Genomic DNA, 18,085 nt, shown 5'->3' with positions numbered 1-18,085 from the left:
ATAATAATTTTTGATAGATACTAGATTAGGAGTTAAATATAAAATGGGTGCTGAACCTTGGCACTATTTTGTGCCTTACGAAGAAAATGTAAATTTTACATTACAAAATTTGCGTCAGCAAGAATTTAAAGCTGGAAACTACTATGGTAGTGAATTTAATCCAAAGAGTATAGATGAAGCCGTTGCTAATGTAGAACCTGATGGAACAGCTTCTATTTTAGATATGTTTGAGGTTACGGATCATCCTGAAACATTTGCTGTTTGTCCAGTGCCTACTGATGATTTAATCAGATGGTTTGGCACTGATAAACCAACGCTTCAAATGGTGCAATCAATTCTTGTAGAAGAAGAACAACCAGATGCTTGTGAAGAGTTTTGGGATAGCATCGGGCGAGGTGAAGGGAGATACATAATCATTTACGATGAAGACGAACCATTTGAAATCTTCTTCGCAGGTTATTCTTTTGACTAACTCATATATTTCGTATTATTTCATCTTTGCGTCTTGGCGCGAGACTAAAAAATCTGGTTTCCATCACAGTAAAGGTGTAACAATAATTCCAACTAAAACCCTTAACAATTCCTCCAATTCTTCAGGAACACGATAAAGTTTCAAGTCTTGCGAAATTATCTTTTCTTGACGGTGCAACATACCAAATCGCCAGTCTTCTCCTGTCGTCACTGCACCATATAAAATTGGCGTTGCTGATTCTGTCCATTGGTCAAGGGCAATTAATTCAACTGCTAATTGAGTAAAGCCTCGACCCAAATCAGATTGTTTAGCTTCAACTACTAACATTCCCACATTACTGTTAATGTAATAGTCAAAGCTTCCTTTTAATTTTTCATTTACATTAACAGGATATTCAATATTTAATTGAGCGTGAGTTTCGGCACAAATTTCTAGTAGTGTGGGTGCAATTAATACTTCTCGTCTTGCTGTTTCACTAATTGGGTTGACGTAGGTTAAATTACGTTGCAAATAACGACTCAAAAATTCTAAACAATTCAGTTCCTTTTCATATCTTGGTAAGTCCAGCCGCTTGCGTTCGTATTTAAAATCAAATTCTGCAAGAATGTCGGCTGGCGCGTAAGGTAATTCAAAATATTTGCTAAATGTATCATCTATACAAGATTGAAGAATTGGCGGGCGAGTCATACAGCATTTTTTGGTTGAGCGTAGTATAAGTTGATAGGAGATAGGGACTGTTTTCAAACTCTGTGATCCCCCCAACCCCCCTTAAAAAGGGGGGCTAAAAAACTCTTAAAGTCCCCCTTTTTAAGGGGGATTTAGGGGGATCTAAAAAGTTAGGAGGCAAAATTAATAGTTTGAAAACATGCCTTAGAGGCTAGGCATTAGAGACTAGATGAATGTATCTCATTGAGATGAAAAATGCTGTATTAATTTTGTGATTACTCTACGAAACCAAAACATCCTGTAATTTCGCTACCATTTCCGCCCGTGCTGATACTTCTAGCTTGCGAAACATCCGCTTTAAAGCTTGCTTAACTGAGTTTTGCGTAATCCAAAGTTTTTCACCAATTTCGGCGTTAGTTAAACCTTGGGCTACCAATTCTGCGATTTCTAACTCGCGTGGTGTTAGGCGGCTAACTAAAGGCGAAGTTGTGGGTTTTGCTCTTAAAGTGGCGAGTTTAGCAGACAAATGCAAGCAGACAGCACTCAAATCAGCTAAATCATTGCCATCAAAGGCAGGCTTGCCGCGATCGCGTGCTAAGTGTAAAGTACCAACTAACTGACCATCGCAAACAATCGGCCCTGTCATGACGTGTTCGTGGTCAGAACGAGAGCAAAAATTTTTCCAGTCGCCTGGAGACAATAATAATTGCTCGTGGGCGGGAGCGTGACGCTCAACAACATAGCGTCCAACAGGGTTCCCCTCTAAACATACTGAGGGAATAGCGGGAATATCAATTTCGGTTGGTGTTGTTTCATCTAAAAGATAAATACCCCAATGCTGCACGCCAAAATGGTCACTAATCTTATCCTTGAGAGCTAGATGTAATTCTTGCTCATTACGGACACTAGCGATCGCACCAAATACAGCATGAAGAGAATTAGCCATAAGTGTACCCGATTGGGGACTATGCTCTGCTCGACAATTACATCTATGCTAATACCAGCAACAATAAAACGCTATTATCACTGGATACGCTAGGAGAAGCACATGACAGTTACCAAACTCTCTGCTCAGGAACTTTTCCGGGCTGCTTATGAAAACCGTTACACATGGGATAATAATTTTCCCGGTTATACCGCAGATGTTACCTATAAGTATGACGATAAAGTTACTACAGGTAAAGTAATCATTAATGCTGAACTCAAAGCGGAAGTTTTGGGAGTAGAAGACGAAGCCGTTAAAAAAGCTATCCACGGTCAAGCTTGGGAAATTGCTATTCACCGTGTCCGTCGCAGTTTTGAACAAACCCACGGCGAAAATACTTTTAGCTATGGTGACACCGACTTAAGTGATGCAGTCGAAATCATCCTTGGTGGTAAAGGTACTGGCGATAAATATAAAGTCCGCAATAACGAAGTTTGTCTGGTTCACCGTCACATTCACGGCGTAGTCGTAACTATCAACACTTTCAGCAGCCACGACACTGGCGAAGGCTACTTATCTCACACTTATGACTCTATCTACCATGACCCCACCACTGGCGAACAGAAAGGTAGTAGAAGCGAATTTACCGATGAATATGAAAAAGTAGGCAAATACTTTATTCTCAACCGTCGAGAAATTCGCACCGAAACCAATGGACATCTGAATATTCAAGAGTTTATTTTCTCAAATATTCAGTTGTTGGAACCTGCGGCTTAAGCTAGGCCACAGTGCTGAATTTCTCAAATTTTGAATTAAAACTAAAAGCGATCGCCTATATGATGTTGAGGCGATCGCTTTTAATCTTTGGCTAAAGTGATGCAGTGGATTGCTTGCAGGATTCACCATTTCCGCATTTTTGTTATGTCTTAGCACTGATGCACAGCAGATCCGAATCCAAAATCTAAAAAGTGATTACCCCAAGGAGGGTAGATGCAATCACACCATTTGCGCTGTACTTTCAATAACTATTAACCAGTAATAATTGCTGAAGTCACTTACTCTTGGAATGACTGATTATTCAATGGGGTGCGCTGTTGTTGAGATTGGCACATTTTATCAGGATTTATAGCAGGAGGCAGTGGTTCAGCTACGCCCACCAACCAGAGGAGAAGGCAGGAGGTAAAAGTCTCACTGTGCCTAGCATTCGTGCTTTTGAAATTTCCTCGCCTGTACTTCGACTGCTATAGCTGCTTTTTCTCTAACTGTTGAAAAGCAGCCATTCTGAACAGAAAAAGTGCTGAGTACTAAGTGCTAAATGCTGAGTAAAAATACTGCTCTTTTGTCTCCAGCCTCTAGTACTTAGTCTCTAGTCTCTCTTTCATGAGTACTAGCTGATATACCAGCTTTCAGCTATCAGCGGTCAGTGAAACAGTAAAAAGCTGACGGCTGAATGCTGAAAGCCTTTTAAGCCATTTGATTTTCAATCGCCCACCGCGCTAATTCAGTGCGGTTATGAAGATTGGTTTTGCCCAACATATTGGACACATGGCTTTCAACGGTACGCTGACTAACATTTAATTCTTCAGCGATTTCTCGGTTCGCTAAACCCCTAGCTACGAACTGTACTACTTTCAGTTCGGTTGGAGTTAGCTGTACATCAAAAGGAACTTGAATGCGAGAACCATTTTCCCCGCCTTTGGCTTGGTGTTCCTTCCAACGGATAGTTTGTTTCAGCGAAGATTCGACTTGTGCTACAAGTTCTTCTGGTTCAAAAGGCTTGACCATATATACGTCAGCGCCTTTATTTAAACCTTTAACTCGGTCAGCACTTTGTCCCTTAGCTGATAGGAATAAAACAGGAATCCAACTAGTACGTTCGTTTTGCCGGACTTGTTCTACAAAAGTGTAACCGTCCATTTCCGGCATCATTACGTCACAGATGATCATATCTGGAACGTCATGCTCTAGAATTTCCAGAGCTTCGCGTCCATTTTCAGCAGTGACGACTTCATATCCTCTAAATTCCAAGTAATCCTTTACCAGCAAGATGAGGTTAGGGTCGTCATCAATTAGTAGAAGGCGTTTGTGATCTTTCATGCTGGGCTCTTTCATAGCAGTGGCACTTGTCGCGCTTCGATCCATCAAGGTCTTGAATGGTTATCCTTAATAATGGTGGATTTATCGAGATGTTGTCTTTTTTCCCACTTAACTTGCCTTTGTGTCCTCGAAGTCTCAAAAGCGGTTCTCACCTTATTTAAGACCACTAGCTCATTGGCAAAAGTCCGGTAAGGATACGTAGAGCAGTAGTAATTATAATGCGCTATTATATATCGCTTTGAAAGGTGCGGGTGAAAAAACACTGATTGAATAATAATCATCTGCCATTCACTAGTAAGTATTGGCTTACGATGACCCCAGCTTTATAACAACCTGCACTTTCATCAGCGTACTGCTTTACTATATCCTGCGGATGTGAAGCCTTATCAGATGTTAACAAGCAAGTAGGGGAATTTCCGGCAAAGATGGGTTAAAAATGCAAATTCTTCTACCACCATTATGCCGATCAAGTATGTTTGGATGATCCTCTCAGTAACTTGCAAATTTGCTTGGCGATACCAGACACCACCATCCGAGCAGAAAACCATTATCTGTCTAGAACAACAAAGTGGCAAGCAATTGTCTTGAATTGTCAAGATGCAGAGGGGTAAACTTTCATCACTTTTAACCAAGTTTGAGTTCTTGATTAGCTGATTTAAGCCTTCCCAGAACTACCAAATAACTTGCTGTTAACCAGAGTTAGCAACTGTGTCGTCAGTACACATAAGAATATGTCGCTGATTTTTGGCAATTCCTAAAATTTTTACACAATTACTTAAGGTTTTCTTGTGGTCTACATATTTAATGGTTTGGTCGATGTGATAGTTGTTGAATCTTGGTATTGTTACTCATTTGTGGCTCCCTGTTTACTGTTCTATAACAATTTCCAAGCTTTGCAAATAAAGTTGACCATATAAAAATATTCGTAACTTACGGATGGAAATCAGAAAATTAAACCTAATTAGGTACTAATACTTAAGTGAACTTCCGATTACGGAAGGTAGGGAGTGGGGAAAGGAGGGGTGTGGGAAGGGTGGGAGGATAGTGAAGAAATCTTTCCCCCCTCTCTCCCCACACTCCCCACATACCCTACCCATACGTGAGAAATTCGGGTGTCAGGGTGCAGGGAAAAGAAGGGCAGGGGAGAGAAAATAGCGATGACTACGCGTATTGTGTCTATCTATTAACCTTCTGCCTCCTACCTCCTGCCCAGAGTTCGGAAACCCGTACATCACAAAATATTGCCATTACAGGCTTTTCTTCGGTAAATTAGCACTCAAGAGTTGAGAGTGCTAACTCTGGAGAAATTTGTATGGCAGCTGTATCTTTAAGCGTATCTACAGTTAAACCTTTAGGCGATCGCGTTTTTGTCAAAGTAAGCGCATCAGAAGAAAAGACCGCAGGTGGTCTGTACTTGCCTGACACCGCCAAAGAAAAGCCCCAAGTAGGGGAAGTTGTTGCTCTTGGTGCTGGCAAACGTAACGATGACGGTAGCCGTCAAGAGTTAGAAGTCAAGGTTGGAGACAAAGTTCTGTACTCCAAATATGCTGGCACAGATGTGAAACTCGGCACTGACGAGTATGTGCTGCTCTCTGAAAAAGACATTCTAGCAATCGTTTCCTAGTCAAAAGTCAAAAGTCACAAGTCAAAAGTCCCTGGACAAATGACAAATGACAAAAAACAACTGACAAAAAACAACTGACACAGGAAGATTAACAACTATGGCAAAGCGCATTATTTACAACGAAAACGCACGTCGCGCCCTAGAACGAGGCATTGACATCTTAGCTGAGGCTGTAGCTGTGACCCTCGGCCCCAAAGGTCGTAACGTAGTTCTAGAGAAAAAATTTGGCGCACCTCAAATCGTCAACGACGGTGTGACCATCGCAAAAGAAATCGAATTAGAAGATCATATTGAAAACACTGGCGTTTCTTTGATTCGTCAAGCCGCTTCTAAAACTAACGACGCTGCGGGTGATGGTACCACAACCGCGACTGTATTGGCTCATGCGATCGTTAAAGAAGGCTTGCGGAACGTAGCAGCTGGCGCTAATGCCATCCTGTTGAAGCGCGGTATTGATAAAGCTACCAACTTCTTGGTAGAAAAAATCGCTGAACACGCTCGTCCTGTAGAAGATTCCAAAGCTATTGCTCAAGTAGGTTCTATCTCTGCCGGTAATGATGATGAAGTCGGTCAGATGATTGCCCAAGCAATGGATAAGGTGGGTAAAGAAGGTGTAATTTCCTTGGAAGAAGGAAAATCCATGACCACCGAATTGGAAATCACCGAAGGGATGCGCTTTGACAAAGGCTATATCTCTCCCTACTTCGCAACTGACCCAGAGCGGATGGAAGCAGTATTTGATGATCCTTTCATCCTGCTAACCGATAAGAAAATCGCTTTGGTACAGGATTTAGTACCTGTGCTTGAGCAAGTTGCACGTCAAGGCAAACCCTTGGTAATCATTGCTGAAGATATTGAAAAAGAAGCTTTAGCAACCTTGGTTGTGAACCGTCTGCGTGGTGTATTAAACGTAGCTGCTGTGAAAGCTCCTGGATTTGGCGATCGCCGCAAAGCTATGCTAGAAGACATCGCTATCCTCACTGGTGGTCAACTAGTCACCGAAGATGCTGGTCTGAAGCTAGAAAACACCAAGCTTGATGGTTTAGGTAAAGCACGCCGCATCACCATCACCAAAGACAACACCACAATTGTTGCTGAAGGTAACGAAGCTGGCGTTAAAGCTCGCATCGAACAAATTCGCCGTCAAATGGAAGAAACCGAATCTTCCTACGACAAAGAAAAATTACAAGAACGTCTGGCTAAATTGGCTGGCGGTGTAGCTGTAGTCAAAGTTGGTGCAGCCACCGAAACCGAAATGAAAGACAAGAAACTCCGCCTCGAAGACGCTATCAACGCTACCAAAGCTGCGGTAGAAGAAGGTATCGTTCCTGGTGGTGGTACAACTCTGGCTCACCTCGCTCCTCAACTAGAAGAGTGGGCAAACGGCAACCTCACTGGTGAAGAATTGACCGGTGCTTTAATCGTTGCTCGTGCATTACCCGCACCTCTCAAGAGAATTGCTGAAAACGCAGGTCAAAACGGTGCTGTAATTGCTGAACGCGTTAAAGAAAAAGAATTCAACATTGGTTTCAACGCAGCCAGCAACGAATTTGTAGATATGTTGGCTGCTGGTATCGTTGACCCCGCTAAAGTAACCCGTTCTGCACTGCAAAACGCTGCTTCTATCGCCGGTATGGTGTTGACAACCGAATGTATCGTTGTTGACAAACCAGAACCCAAAGATGCTGCACCTGCTGCTGGTGCTGGTATGGGCGGCGGCGACTTCGATTACTAACACTCTGTAGTCACATAAATAAAAAACAGCTGCTTCTCTCGTGGAGGCGGCTGTTTTTTTGTCAATTACTATATTTTCAGTGAAATTCTAGCTGCTAACATAGAATTTAATTGCCTTATTTTGAGGATTTTTCAATATGACTTTGATTAATTATCAATCTAACTTTCAAAAATTACCCGAAATTGTCACAACATTAATTGATAATAATCCTATTTATCAAGAAAACCTAGATAAACAAGAAATGATTGAACTAATTAATCGTCTTTTTGACCCTAAATCTGTTCCTGATATTAATAATATTTCTGAAGAAGAATTAACAAAACGAGTGAAAAGTATTTTATCTTTACATTTAGTTTCAGGAATGCTCAATGATTTTACTCCAGAGCAAATGCAAATTTTTGATGAAGCTGTAAAACGAGGATAGATGGGTTATTTATTAGATACTAATATTGTTTCAGCATCACTAAAACAAAATATTCAAATAGGATTGAAAATTACAGAAATAAGGCGACAAGGTGAATTTCTTGGCATTAGTGGTATAACCTACTATGAAATTCAAAGAGGATTGTTAAGTAGTAATGCCACTAAAAAACTAGCTTTATTTCAACAATTTTGCCAAGATTATCCTATTTTATTTTTAGATGATATTAGAATTTTTCAAAAAGCCGCAGAAATACATGCTGATTTAAAAGGCAGAGGCACAATTATTCAGGATGCAGATATTCTGATAGCTGCTACCGCCATAGTTAATAATTTAATTTTAGTTTCTCACGATTCAGATTTAACCAGAGTTAAAGATTTACAGTTAGAAAATTGGTTGATTTATTAGATTAATTTAGAGCGAGGCGGTGAGAGTTTGTAATAAATGCTGCAAATAATTTTACTTGTTAGCTGAAACTATTGCTGTAATTTCTTGGAGAATGTCATTTTGTTCTTGCTTAATAGATTCTAGCCTGTTTAATAGTTGGCTGAGTTTATCTTGCTTATACTGTGAGTTTAGAAGCTCGTCTTTTGAATTACCTGCTAGGAAACTTAACGGCTTAAAACTAAATTTAAATAATGGTTTCATTAATTTAAAAGGTGCTGTTAAGGTAGTTAATAAACCTTTTTCTAACAAACGACCGAAAGCTTTAAATAATTGCCAAATAATAAATACTGCTAGTAAAACAATAACTAAACCAAAGAGAGGGTGATTAACGCCCCAATTTAAAAAATTCAGCCCCCAATATATCACAGGGTGAGTATCAACCCAACGCTGAACGTTATCTAGCTGATGATTAATTAAAGAATTAATAGTTCGTTCGATTTCTGTTGATATAGTATTACTTAATTGTTCTAATTGCTGAAATTTACCTTCAACAGAATTGACAATATCATGCCCTGTGTGTTTTGCTTGTTCAGTTATTGCACCAAAAGTTTGATTAGTAATTTCGCTTACATTATTAGCTGTATTTCCTACATTTTCAGTTACAGTGTGTTTTGCCACATCAGCTATTTTGCTTAAAGAATGATTAGCTTTTTCTGCTGATTCAGTAACACCATTTAGAGACTTATGAGTTATGTCTGTAATGTTATTAATAGTGTTGTGAGTAGTTTCATTTAAAAAGTTTTTGCTATTTATTAAAGCTTTTGAAGCTTCTTCAGGTAATCCTATCGATAGAGATATTTGTTGACTAGTTTCTATAGTATTTACCACGATTACCCCGCTTATATTATTGAAATCAGCTATAAATTATCATCAACATTAAGCAAATACCTTCAGAAAGAATACGGCTATTCTAATAAAGAAAGATTCAAATTAAGCAGTTACACTTACTAAAAATAAGTTATTAAATGTATACAAGCAATAATTAAAGGTGCTTTTTTAGAAAAATGCTAATATTTGTACAATTATTTGGAGCAATTGAGTAATAACTTCTATAGATAATCCTAAAGAAGTAGCAAAATTTAATAAAGCTATAGCTATTTCATGAATTGATCCTCCTGTCAGTAATAAATTTAGCAACTGATTTGCTAATACAACCAATTCAGAAGATTTGAAACTTAATACGCTAATTGAACCAAATACCTGAACACCATGTACTATCATTCCTAGTATTTGCTTGACTTTCTCAAGACTATCAGGACTTTGAGTTAAAAGAGCATTTAAAGATTGTTCAATAATTTGTTGAGATTGTACAATATCCATATTAAATATTTCTCCTGTTTATACTTAAAATAGCCAAATAGTTTTTATACTGTAATCAGTAGTAACACTGCTTTTAACTAAAGTTTACTTTAGGGAAATAAGTAAAAATAATATTTTATATAAAAAGTAAGAACGACAAATATTGCTGGTTGCTAAGAAATTTTGGCGGGTTTTTATAGTTATCGTTGTGATGAATATTGGTTGAATGATTATGTAAAAGATGAAAGATTTGAAGTCGAATATCAATATAAATGTGTAATGACTAAAATAGAGAAAAGATACGTGAATGGGATTTTAAAACATGAGATTGTTCATCCCGATAAACCGCGCGATCGCACTCTTCTTATCTTTACTTTAATCTTCACATTATTGATTTTGCCTATTATTAATTTATTCGCAATTATATTTATTAGACAAACAAATCATGAGCGGAACTAAATATAATTCAAATTATACTCTTTATTTGATCAATCAAAGCTTAAATTCAACTTATAACCAAAAGTTCATCAAGTTTGGTTTTTAACTCTGGCGATACCATTAAAGGATTATAAATTTCTCCCTGATAAGGTTGCCAAATATAACCAGAGCTAAATTGTCTAAAAATAGGTAATATTGCTACTTCCTGTTCAATTATTTGCGATAAAACTAATCCAGGAATCGATAAATTAGGTAAGTCTTCAATTAATTCACTGTATGTTCTAAATTCATCAACTTCCACACCTACTAAGGCATAACGAAATGGAGGAGCAAGGCGTAGTTTTTGATATAGTAAAATACCTAATTCTGTCATTAAATAAGCACTTTCTGGGCTATCTATTCCCACTTCACTAATATTACTGGGGTAAACACGACACCACCAATTGCTTTCTATATCTTGAAATGTGTCTACGTGACATAGGCATGAATTACCATTTGAGAGTATAAATATTTGCCCTATAAAATGTTGAGCAAATTTATGAGCAGTGCTTTCATTAGACCCACATTCTGCTGATAAACTAAATATCCATGCCATGTTTTTAGCTTCCTAGTTTCATAGTTTTAATCTACTCTCTGCCAATAGTTTTTGGTGTTTGCTAATGCTAATTCGTACCTTTCTAAAGACATTGTAACTCTCGGTATAATGCTAACGTGGGTTGGGCTATCTTGAATAGCTTGTAAATCTCCAGTAATATCACTATCATCAATTTGCCACAGAGGATATTTGCCAGTTCCACCAAATTTTTGAGGTTTACGAAATGCTGGTAAAGCTTCAATGGATAAAGAAACAGACATTCCCTTTGTATCTTTGATGGCGACAGTAACAAGCTCTCCTCGAACCTCACGTTCTGACTCTGCTAACAAATAGCCTTGCTCATCAAGATAACCTACAGGCATTTGCTCAACGTTTATATCAATGCCTGGTCTAATTCCTAATAGTCTGGCACTTCGACCTATTTTGGGTTTGCCATTTTGCGCCACCATTCCACGATAGTAGAGTTTTACCATACATAAATAATGCAAAATTTAAATATAATAAATATGCGTTTTATAGATACACATTTCACAAAAAATCATACGCGAAATTACTAATAACAAAATAAAAAAATAATCGGTGCAGGTTTGCTACACCGATCGCATCACTTGTGCATGATTTAATTGTGATTGAACCAGACATTTCCCTCACGCTAATGCTGAAGCTTGGGGTTTGGCAAAAATCATGCGTCCGGCTGAGGTTTGTAAGGCGCTGGTGACGACTACGCGCAGTTCACCCCCCACATAACCGCTACCTTCTTCAACGACCACCATTGTCCCGTCATCTAAATAGCCAATACCTTGACTTGGTTCTTTGCCTTCTTTGAGAATTTTGAGGTCGAGGTTATCGCCTGGTAAATAAGTCGGACGAACGGCGTTAACTAAATCGTTGACGTTCAACACGGGTACTTTCTGCACGCTGGCTACTTTAGACAAGTTGTAGTCGTTGGTTAGCAGTGTTGCGTTGATTTCTTGGGCAAAGCGGACTAATTTCGCGTCTACGGTGGCAATATCATCGTAGTCGATGGGGTTAATTAAAATGCGTTCTGGGTACGCTTCTTTAATGCGGTTGAGAATTTCTAAACCGCGTCTTCCCCGCACCCGCTTTTGGTCTTTGCTGGCATCAGCCACTTGCTGCAATTCCTGTAAGACAAATTGTGGCACGATGATTGGCCCTTCCAAAAACCCTGTTTCTAGTAGTGCTTCAATACGACCATCAATTATGCAGCTAGTATCTAAAACTTTGGTATTGGCAGGTTTTAATGTACCTTCTGCTACCATTGTTTCCACAGTATTCGGATTAATTAATCGCAGTAATCCTCGCCCGTGGGTATCGGCCAAATTCATGCCTGTAACAGCTAAAATAATACTACCCACAACTGCCACCAAGGGTTTGATAAAACTAAAATCTGGCGGTATAGGTAGCAAAAATAGCGGAGCCAGCATTAAGTTTGCCAGTAGTAAGCCAATGACTAATCCAATGGCACGCGTTAAGATTACTTCCAGTGGCATTTCCCGGACTTGTGCCTCTAGGCGACGATAAGTCGTCTGGAAACTCAGTCCAACTGCACCGCCAATAATGGCGGCAAAGACGGCAACTGTGAGGCGTAAAGCTTCTAGGTTGGTCACTCGATCTAGCGTGCCATCTGGTAGTAGATCGGTGCTGTAGAAACCTATGCCTGCTGCTGCCAAAATGAATGAGAGAATAATAATGGCATCAAGCATGGTTGTGTTGTTTTCCTGCTATTGTTTTACCCGATGAATTCAAATGTTTTTGATTTCATCGCTAAGGGACAACAATGAATATTGACCTAGACTAAGGGCGGAAGCAGGGAATATCTGCAAATATTATAACTAAAGAGCTTTATTTTAATATTTTGCATGGTTTTGTTGTGAAACGATAAAAAAACATAAACAAACTTTTTATTTTGGCAATTTGTAATGCTTTGTTAAGTTTAGTAATTATTGCTGAAAATGAATCCAAAATTTGCTGTTTCTAGCATGGTCAGTTCTGCTTATGTACATATACCTTTTTGCAGACGACGGTGCTTTTATTGCGATTTCCCAGTGTTTGTTGTGGGCGATCGCCAACGGGGTGAAACATCGCTTACAATCTCCCATTACATAGAAGTGTTATGCCAAGAAATTGCCAATACACCTAGTTTTGGTCAATCTTTGCAGACAATTTTTTTTGGTGGTGGTACTCCTTCACTGCTATCAACTCAGCAGTTAGCACAAATACTAGAAGCTTTAGAACAACGTTTTGGAATTGCGCCCCAAGTCGAAATTTCAATGGAAGTAGATCCAGGTACATTTGATTTGGCGCATATCTCAGGCTATCGGAGTTTGGGTGTAAATCGGGTGAGTTTGGGTGTACAAGCCTTTCAAGAAGAATTGTTAAAAGTAGCTGGGCGATCGCATTCAGTTAAAGATATCTTTGCAGCTATTGAATTAATTCACAAAGTCGAGATTCCCGAATTTAGTCTAGATTTAATTTCTGGGCTGCCACATCAGTCTTTAGATCAATGGTCGGATTCTTTAGAAAAAGCAGTAGCAACCAACCCGACGCATATATCTATCTATGATTTAACCATTGAACCAGGAACAGCTTTTAATCGTTACTACAAACCAGGGGATCATCCTCTACCAACAGATGAAACCACTGTCAAAATGTACCAAATGGGACAAAAAGTATTAACTGGTGCAGGTTACGCCCATTATGAAATTTCTAATTATGCCCGACCTGGACATCAGTGTCAGCATAACCGCGTTTATTGGGAAAACCGCCCTTATTATGGCTTTGGGATGGGCGCAGCTAGTTACACCAACAAAAAACGCTTCACTCGCCCACGCAAAACTCAGGAATATTATCAATGGGTACAAGCTGGCTGCAAAATTGATTGTGAAATTACTCCACCAACCGAGGTATTGTTAGAAACTTTAATGTTGGGGTTGCGCTTGGCTGAAGGTGTGAGTATTTCTAACTTACAAGCAGAGTTTGGCGAAGAGAAAATAGCAGAAATTTATCAATGTTTGCAACCTTACCTTGAAAAAGGTTGGGTAAAAGTTACAGAAGGAAGGTTGCAATTAACTGACCCAGAAGGATTTTTATTTTCTAATGTAATTTTGGCTGATTTATTTAATCAATTGGGTTAATTATTTTTGTTGAGGTTAGGGATTAGGAACTAGAGGCTAGTACAACAAGGCAAAAGTAAAAAGTGAGCCACTGCGTTGGGCGGGTTTCCCGACTCCCTCAGTGGCGAACTCTGAAGGAGGCAAAAGGAAAAAGAAAGAATATTAATAACAAGATAATAGGGAGTAGTCGAAAATTACCATTCCCTACTCCCCACTCTCTACTCCCTACTTTCCATTTCCTATCCTTCGGAGTAAGTGTCTTTATAAAATTGCAGACGACCTACACCGAGAAATTGACCAACGGTTTCTTGTCCAGATGGAAAGGCTTTTACACCAAATAAGTAAACACCATCATTAAAAGGATTACGGTAAGTCCGCAAACCAATAGTTACTGTTTGGTCTGGTGGTACAGGGTTAGCAAAGGTGACGGTGAAATTTTGTTTGTCGTTGCTAACCACCGATTTGACGGCTAACTTTTCGCCACGGCGATCGCGTGTACCCACAAACGCAAATGTATCATTGGAATTAAATTCAATCTCTTCTGTGCCTGATACTTGAGTAAAAGTCACCTGTTGCAGAGATTCCCCGGCTGCGGCTGGGACTTTTAAGGTAAAGTAGTATGTCGTATCAGACACACTTGTTTCATTGTATGGTGTACTTGCACTAACTAGAGTTGGTGGTTGAGCAAAAGCGATCGCACCACTACCCAAAGTAACTGCATTCGCTGCAAACTGAGGTAAGGAACAGATGCCTACACCAACAAACAGCGTGCTTAAAAAGCTGCTGACGTACTTCATAATTTAATTTTTGTCTAACTCGTTAACTCATTAAATGGGTTGTCTTACCCATAACCGACTCTCAGCAACTGTCTATAAATTTGCTGAGTAATTTCTGTCTTTTTTCAATGTTTTTTCAGTATAGCAATTATTTTTTTATGTTAGGAATAGCAAAAAATAAAGGTTTAAGATTCAGGGTTATTACAGCTTACATGTCTCATAAGACGATGGTTTTATGGGAATTCAGACATGTGTAAATCACGAAAACACCTCTATCTTAAGGGTGTTTTTCTTCAGTAAATTTACTTCAATTAACTACTGTTGAATCGGCATACAAATTTGAATTTTTATTTTCAAAAAACTAAAAAATAACGTTACTATCAAATCATTTGTGAACCAAGAACTCTCCAACTTCTTCAATAATTCGGCGATCTGAGGATTAATACCACAGAACTATATCGTGTCTGGTTAAAGACTGATCATGAAAGCCACAGAGGACGCATTTTTGGGTTTTGTGCATAGATTCGGGAATTATAACTAGTCATCCGAACTTGATATTACGCAGTGATACGCAAAATCTAGGGTTTTAGTGAGAATGTAGATGTTAAAAACCCAGACACCCCTAAATCCCCACACCCATTCTCAACAAACAACCTTCGTACATAAGTCTTACCAAATACACAGACTCTTCACATTCTCATTTCTGCCTCTACCTCCAGCGTTCTGCCGGATTTTTCCATTTGCCACAGCCAACTTTCTCAATACAATCAGACTACGACGATACCCAGAAGGTCTTAAAATATTGTTAATTTCTGCTAAACCCCTCGACCTTAAATTTACAAGTATCACCCCAAAATTACTATGGCTATTGGCTACGTCGCGCTTGTACTCCATGCACACCTGCCCTTCGTTCGTCACCCAGAAAGTGACTATGTGCTGGAGGAAGAATGGCTTTATGAAGCCATTACTGAAACATATATCCCTTTACTAAAAGTCTTTGAAGGCTTAAAGCGAGACGGCATCGACTTTAAAATCACCATGAGTATGACACCGCCTTTGGTGTCGATGCTACGTGATCCCCTACTGCAAGAACGCTATGATGCTCACTTAGCCAAATTAGAGGAACTTACAGAACTAGAAATTGAGCATAACGTTAACAATGGGCATATTCGTTATCTCGCAGAACACTACGCTACCGAGTTCAACGAAGCGCGGGAAATGTGGGAACGCTACAACGGTGATTTGGTAACTGCTTTTAAGCAATTCCAAGATAGCAATAACTTAGAAATTATCACTTGTGGCGCTACCCACGGCTACTTGCCACTCATGAAAATGTATCCCCAAGCGGTGTGGGCGCAGATTCAAGTAGCTTGTGAACACTACGAACAAACCTTTGGTCGTCCACCTAAAGGTATTTGGTTGCCAGAATGTGCCTACTATGAAGGGCTGGAGAGGATGCTGGCTGATGCTGGCTTGCGTTACTTCCTCACCGATGGGCATGGTATTCTTTACGCCCGTCCTCGTCCGCGTTTTGGTAGCTATGCGCCGATTTTTACCGAAACAGGGGTAGCAGCGTTTGGTAGAGACCATGAATCTTCACAACAGGTATGGTCTTCTGAGGTGGGCTATCCTGGCGCAGCTGAATATCGAGAATTTTACAAAGATTTGGGCTGGGAAGCAGAGTATGAGTACATCAAACCCTATATCATGCCCAATGGTCAGCGCAAAAATACGGGGATTAAGTACCATAAAATTACCGGGCGCGGTTTAGGTTTATCTGATAAGGCACTGTATGATCCTTACTGGGCTAGGGAAAAAGCCGCCGAACATGCTGCTAACTTTATGTATAACCGCGAACGGCAGGCTGAACATCTTTACGGAATTATGCAGCGTCCGCCGATTATTGTTTCGCCCTACGATGCTGAGTTATTTGGGCATTGGTGGTATGAAGGCCCTTGGTTTATTGACTATCTATTCCGTAAGTCATGGTATGACCAAGGTACATATCAAATGACTCACTTGGCAGATTATCTCCGAGCCGAACCCAGCCAGCAAGTTTGCCGTCCTTCTCAGTCGAGTTGGGGTTACAAAGGTTTCCACGAATATTGGTTAAATGAAACAAATGCTTGGATTTATCCCCATCTGCACAAAGCCGCAGAACGGATGATTGAAATCTCGAAGTTGGAACCTGCTGATGAGTTGCAATGGCGGGCGCTAAACCAAGCAGCAAGGGAACTGTTGTTAGCACAATCTTCTGACTGGGCATTTATTATGCGGACAGGAACAATGGTTCCTTATGCAGTCCGCCGGACGCGATCGCACCTGATGAGGTTTAATAAACTTTATGAAGATGTCAAAATCGGTAAAGTTGACAGTGGTTGGCTAGAAAAAATCGAAGTTATGGATAATATCTTCCCAGAAATTAACTATCGCGTTTATCGTCCTTTGTAAAGAGTGCTGAGTTGAAAGTGCTGAGTGCTGAGTAAGAAAAAGAGTACTCAGCACTGAGTAAGATGAATTAAATTCAAAAAATCATTTGGGGATGAATCAGTTTGTATCCCGCATCTTTGATTTTTTGATTCGATACATTGGCATTATATGGGCGGTTGCTTTTCTGAGAACTATCCCATTGCACTGTAGGTAAATTGTGTTTCGCAAATAAGGTATCTAGTAATTCTTGACTGGTTAAATGTGCATCATCAACCAAATTATAAATACCATCTAAGCGGTGCTGTCTGGCAAACTCAATGGCATTGACAATATCATCTAAATGAATCCAATTTGTAATATCTTTGCCATTTCCGGGGCGAGTTGTACCAGATGCACGACTAAATATTTTAATCAGTTCTCGATTATTGCCATAAATTCCACCCAGGCGCAAAATGCAAACGCGCAATTTTTCACTAGCGGCTGAAAGTAAAACTTTTTCTGTCTCGCGCAGAATTATGCCTGAAGTATGGGTTGGTTCTACTGGGGTATCTTCATCGACTGTAGCACCATTGCGATCGCCATAAACAGAATAACTGCCCGTGTAGATAATTTGGCGAATATTAGGTAGTTGCGGCAAAATTTCCACTAAAGTTTTTGTGGTTCCTAGATAAGTTTCTTCGTATGAATTTGCGCCTTTTGCACCCACACTCAATAAAACTACATCTTGATTTTGCAAAACTGATTGCATTGTTTCAGCATCGTTTCCTTTAGCAATGACAACTTTTTGCGCTACAGTTTGAAGTTCTGGAATGCGTTCGGGTGTAGTTGTGGTGGCGGTAACAATCAAAGTCATCTTGTGCTGCCAATATTTAGCCACTGCACAACCGACATAACCACAACCAATGATCGCAATATTCATAGATAAATTTTATTTTTTGATAGTATGTTAATTTAAAGCAATGCTCTTAATTAGAATACCAAATAAGTAAACTAAATGAAAATAATCTACAAAAAGGTTGCAAACCT

19 protein-coding genes are annotated in these 18,085 nt (G+C 39.5%); 8 read left to right on the top strand and 11 right to left on the bottom strand.

The annotated features are described in order from the left end of the window. Nucleotides 1–43 precede the first annotated feature (43 nt). Entirely contained in the window at nt 44–472 is a 429-nt protein-coding gene (locus tag H6G75_RS21190) for a hypothetical protein (RefSeq protein WP_190981997.1), read from the top strand. Between the two features lie 63 nt (nt 473–535). Here H6G75_RS21190 and H6G75_RS21185 read toward each other — a convergent pair whose 3' ends face one another. Beyond that, the gene (locus tag H6G75_RS21185) at nt 536–1,159 is read right to left on the bottom strand and encodes a hypothetical protein (protein WP_190981996.1); all 624 of its coding nucleotides are present in this window, start codon (nt 1,157–1,159) and stop codon (nt 536–538) included. Nucleotides 1,160–1,418: 259 nt separating this feature from the next. Continuing rightward, nucleotides 1,419–2,084, bottom strand: a complete 666-nt coding sequence (locus H6G75_RS21180; protein WP_190981995.1) for a LuxR C-terminal-related transcriptional regulator — start codon at nt 2,082–2,084, stop codon at nt 1,419–1,421. A gap of 102 nt (nt 2,085–2,186) precedes the next feature. On the opposite strand from H6G75_RS21180, the gene H6G75_RS21175 reads away from it, so the two are divergent. Next, complete coding sequence (locus tag H6G75_RS21175; RefSeq protein WP_190981994.1) at nt 2,187–2,840, top strand: DUF3386 domain-containing protein; 654 nt, start codon at nt 2,187–2,189, stop codon at nt 2,838–2,840. Here H6G75_RS21175 and H6G75_RS21170 read toward each other — a convergent pair. Further along, nucleotides 2,808–2,969 (bottom strand): hypothetical protein, encoded by a 162-nt coding sequence (locus tag H6G75_RS21170; RefSeq protein WP_190981993.1) that lies wholly within the window; start codon nt 2,967–2,969, stop codon nt 2,808–2,810. The two genes, H6G75_RS21175 and H6G75_RS21170, sit on opposite strands and share 33 nt — an antisense overlap. 558 nt (nt 2,970–3,527) lie before the next feature. Continuing rightward, complete coding sequence (locus H6G75_RS21165; RefSeq protein ID WP_015113911.1) at nt 3,528–4,205, bottom strand: response regulator transcription factor; 678 nt, start codon at nt 4,203–4,205, stop codon at nt 3,528–3,530. A 1,267-nt stretch (nt 4,206–5,472) separates the two neighbouring features. Here H6G75_RS21165 and groES point away from each other — a divergent pair. The 4 genes from groES to H6G75_RS21145 all read left to right on the top strand — a co-directional run bounded on the left by groES (nt 5,473) and on the right by H6G75_RS21145 (nt 8,348). Further along, nucleotides 5,473–5,784 (top strand): co-chaperone GroES, encoded by a 312-nt coding sequence (groES, locus tag H6G75_RS21160; RefSeq protein WP_190981992.1) that lies wholly within the window; start codon nt 5,473–5,475, stop codon nt 5,782–5,784. Between the two features lie 97 nt (nt 5,785–5,881). Then, nucleotides 5,882–7,519: a chaperonin GroEL gene (groL, locus tag H6G75_RS21155; protein ID WP_190981991.1), complete on the top strand. Its 1,638-nt coding sequence runs from the start codon at nt 5,882–5,884 to the stop codon at nt 7,517–7,519. 136 nt (nt 7,520–7,655) lie between these two features. Next, nucleotides 7,656–7,943, top strand: a complete 288-nt coding sequence (locus H6G75_RS21150) for a hypothetical protein (RefSeq protein ID WP_190981990.1) — start codon at nt 7,656–7,658, stop codon at nt 7,941–7,943. Next, complete coding sequence (locus H6G75_RS21145; protein ID WP_190981989.1) at nt 7,944–8,348, top strand: type II toxin-antitoxin system VapC family toxin; 405 nt, start codon at nt 7,944–7,946, stop codon at nt 8,346–8,348. Nucleotides 8,349–8,399: 51 nt separating this feature from the next. Here the strand turns inward: H6G75_RS21145 and H6G75_RS21140 are convergent, their stop codons facing one another. From H6G75_RS21140 to H6G75_RS21120, 5 genes are all read right to left on the bottom strand, one after another. Then, nucleotides 8,400–9,215 (bottom strand): hypothetical protein, encoded by an 816-nt coding sequence (locus H6G75_RS21140; protein ID WP_190981988.1) that lies wholly within the window; start codon nt 9,213–9,215, stop codon nt 8,400–8,402. A 168-nt stretch (nt 9,216–9,383) separates the two neighbouring features. Beyond that, on the bottom strand, nt 9,384–9,707 hold the full coding sequence (locus tag H6G75_RS21135) for a hypothetical protein (RefSeq protein WP_190981987.1): 324 nt from the start codon (nt 9,705–9,707) through the stop codon (nt 9,384–9,386). Between the two features lie 484 nt (nt 9,708–10,191). Beyond that, entirely contained in the window at nt 10,192–10,719 is a 528-nt protein-coding gene (locus H6G75_RS21130) for a hypothetical protein (RefSeq protein WP_190981986.1), read from the bottom strand. A 26-nt stretch (nt 10,720–10,745) separates the two neighbouring features. Beyond that, on the bottom strand, nt 10,746–11,192 hold the full coding sequence (locus H6G75_RS21125) for a hypothetical protein (protein ID WP_190981985.1): 447 nt from the start codon (nt 11,190–11,192) through the stop codon (nt 10,746–10,748). Nucleotides 11,193–11,366: 174 nt separating this feature from the next. Continuing rightward, nucleotides 11,367–12,443, bottom strand: coding sequence for a PIN/TRAM domain-containing protein (locus tag H6G75_RS21120; protein ID WP_190981984.1), 1,077 nt, complete (start codon nt 12,441–12,443; stop codon nt 11,367–11,369). 249 nt (nt 12,444–12,692) lie between these two features. Here H6G75_RS21120 and hemW point away from each other — a divergent pair, with 249 nt between their 5' ends. After that, entirely contained in the window at nt 12,693–13,874 is a 1,182-nt protein-coding gene (hemW, locus tag H6G75_RS21115; RefSeq protein WP_190981983.1) for a radical SAM family heme chaperone HemW, read from the top strand. A gap of 218 nt (nt 13,875–14,092) precedes the next feature. Here hemW and H6G75_RS21110 read toward each other — a convergent pair whose 3' ends face one another. Then, nucleotides 14,093–14,650 (bottom strand): DUF2808 domain-containing protein, encoded by a 558-nt coding sequence (locus tag H6G75_RS21110; protein ID WP_190981982.1) that lies wholly within the window; start codon nt 14,648–14,650, stop codon nt 14,093–14,095. An 840-nt stretch (nt 14,651–15,490) separates the two neighbouring features. Between H6G75_RS21110 and H6G75_RS21105 the strand changes: the two genes are divergently transcribed. After that, nucleotides 15,491–17,080 carry a glycoside hydrolase family 57 protein gene (locus H6G75_RS21105; RefSeq protein WP_190981981.1) on the top strand — a complete coding sequence of 530 codons (1,590 nt, stop codon included), beginning with the start codon at nt 15,491–15,493 and terminating at the stop codon, nt 17,078–17,080. A 73-nt stretch (nt 17,081–17,153) separates the two neighbouring features. Here H6G75_RS21105 and H6G75_RS21100 read toward each other — a convergent pair whose 3' ends face one another. After that, entirely contained in the window at nt 17,154–17,978 is an 825-nt protein-coding gene (locus tag H6G75_RS21100; RefSeq protein WP_190981980.1) for an SDR family oxidoreductase, read from the bottom strand. Nucleotides 17,979–18,085: the final 107 nt, after the last annotated feature.

Source organism: Nostoc sp. FACHB-280 (genome assembly GCF_014697615.1).
In the GTDB taxonomy this organism is placed as follows: domain Bacteria; phylum Cyanobacteriota; class Cyanobacteriia; order Cyanobacteriales; family Nostocaceae; genus Nostoc_B.
The sequence above is the reverse complement of the archived record's forward strand: the minus strand, read 5'-3'. Positions and strand labels throughout refer to the sequence as shown.

Bases quoted from the DNA above. Each gene is read 5' to 3' on its own strand.
- H6G75_RS21185 (WP_190981996.1), bottom strand. From the start codon at position 1,159: ATGACTCGCCCGCCAATTCTTCAATCTTGTATAGATGATACATTTAGC.
- H6G75_RS21180 (WP_190981995.1), bottom strand. From the start codon at position 2,084: ATGGCTAATTCTCTTCATGCTGTATTTGGTGCGATCGCTAGTGTCCGT.
- H6G75_RS21130 (WP_190981986.1), bottom strand. From the start codon at position 10,719: ATGGCATGGATATTTAGTTTATCAGCAGAATGTGGGTCTAATGAAAGC.
- H6G75_RS21125 (WP_190981985.1), bottom strand. From the start codon at position 11,192: ATGGTAAAACTCTACTATCGTGGAATGGTGGCGCAAAATGGCAAACCC.
- H6G75_RS21110 (WP_190981982.1), bottom strand. From the start codon at position 14,650: ATGAAGTACGTCAGCAGCTTTTTAAGCACGCTGTTTGTTGGTGTAGGC.
- H6G75_RS21135 (WP_190981987.1), bottom strand. From the start codon at position 9,707: ATGGATATTGTACAATCTCAACAAATTATTGAACAATCTTTAAATGCT.
- H6G75_RS21145 (WP_190981989.1), top strand. From the start codon at position 7,944: ATGGGTTATTTATTAGATACTAATATTGTTTCAGCATCACTAAAACAA.
- H6G75_RS21175 (WP_190981994.1), top strand. From the start codon at position 2,187: ATGACAGTTACCAAACTCTCTGCTCAGGAACTTTTCCGGGCTGCTTAT.
- H6G75_RS21105 (WP_190981981.1), top strand. From the start codon at position 15,491: ATGGCTATTGGCTACGTCGCGCTTGTACTCCATGCACACCTGCCCTTC.
- H6G75_RS21100 (WP_190981980.1), bottom strand. From the start codon at position 17,978: ATGAATATTGCGATCATTGGTTGTGGTTATGTCGGTTGTGCAGTGGCT.
- H6G75_RS21120 (WP_190981984.1), bottom strand. From the start codon at position 12,443: ATGCTTGATGCCATTATTATTCTCTCATTCATTTTGGCAGCAGCAGGC.
- groL (WP_190981991.1), top strand. From the start codon at position 5,882: ATGGCAAAGCGCATTATTTACAACGAAAACGCACGTCGCGCCCTAGAA.
- H6G75_RS21170 (WP_190981993.1), bottom strand. From the start codon at position 2,969: ATGGTGAATCCTGCAAGCAATCCACTGCATCACTTTAGCCAAAGATTA.
- H6G75_RS21165 (WP_015113911.1), bottom strand. From the start codon at position 4,205: ATGGATCGAAGCGCGACAAGTGCCACTGCTATGAAAGAGCCCAGCATG.
- H6G75_RS21190 (WP_190981997.1), top strand. From the start codon at position 44: ATGGGTGCTGAACCTTGGCACTATTTTGTGCCTTACGAAGAAAATGTA.
- groES (WP_190981992.1), top strand. From the start codon at position 5,473: ATGGCAGCTGTATCTTTAAGCGTATCTACAGTTAAACCTTTAGGCGAT.
- hemW (WP_190981983.1), top strand. From the start codon at position 12,693: ATGAATCCAAAATTTGCTGTTTCTAGCATGGTCAGTTCTGCTTATGTA.
- H6G75_RS21150 (WP_190981990.1), top strand. From the start codon at position 7,656: ATGACTTTGATTAATTATCAATCTAACTTTCAAAAATTACCCGAAATT.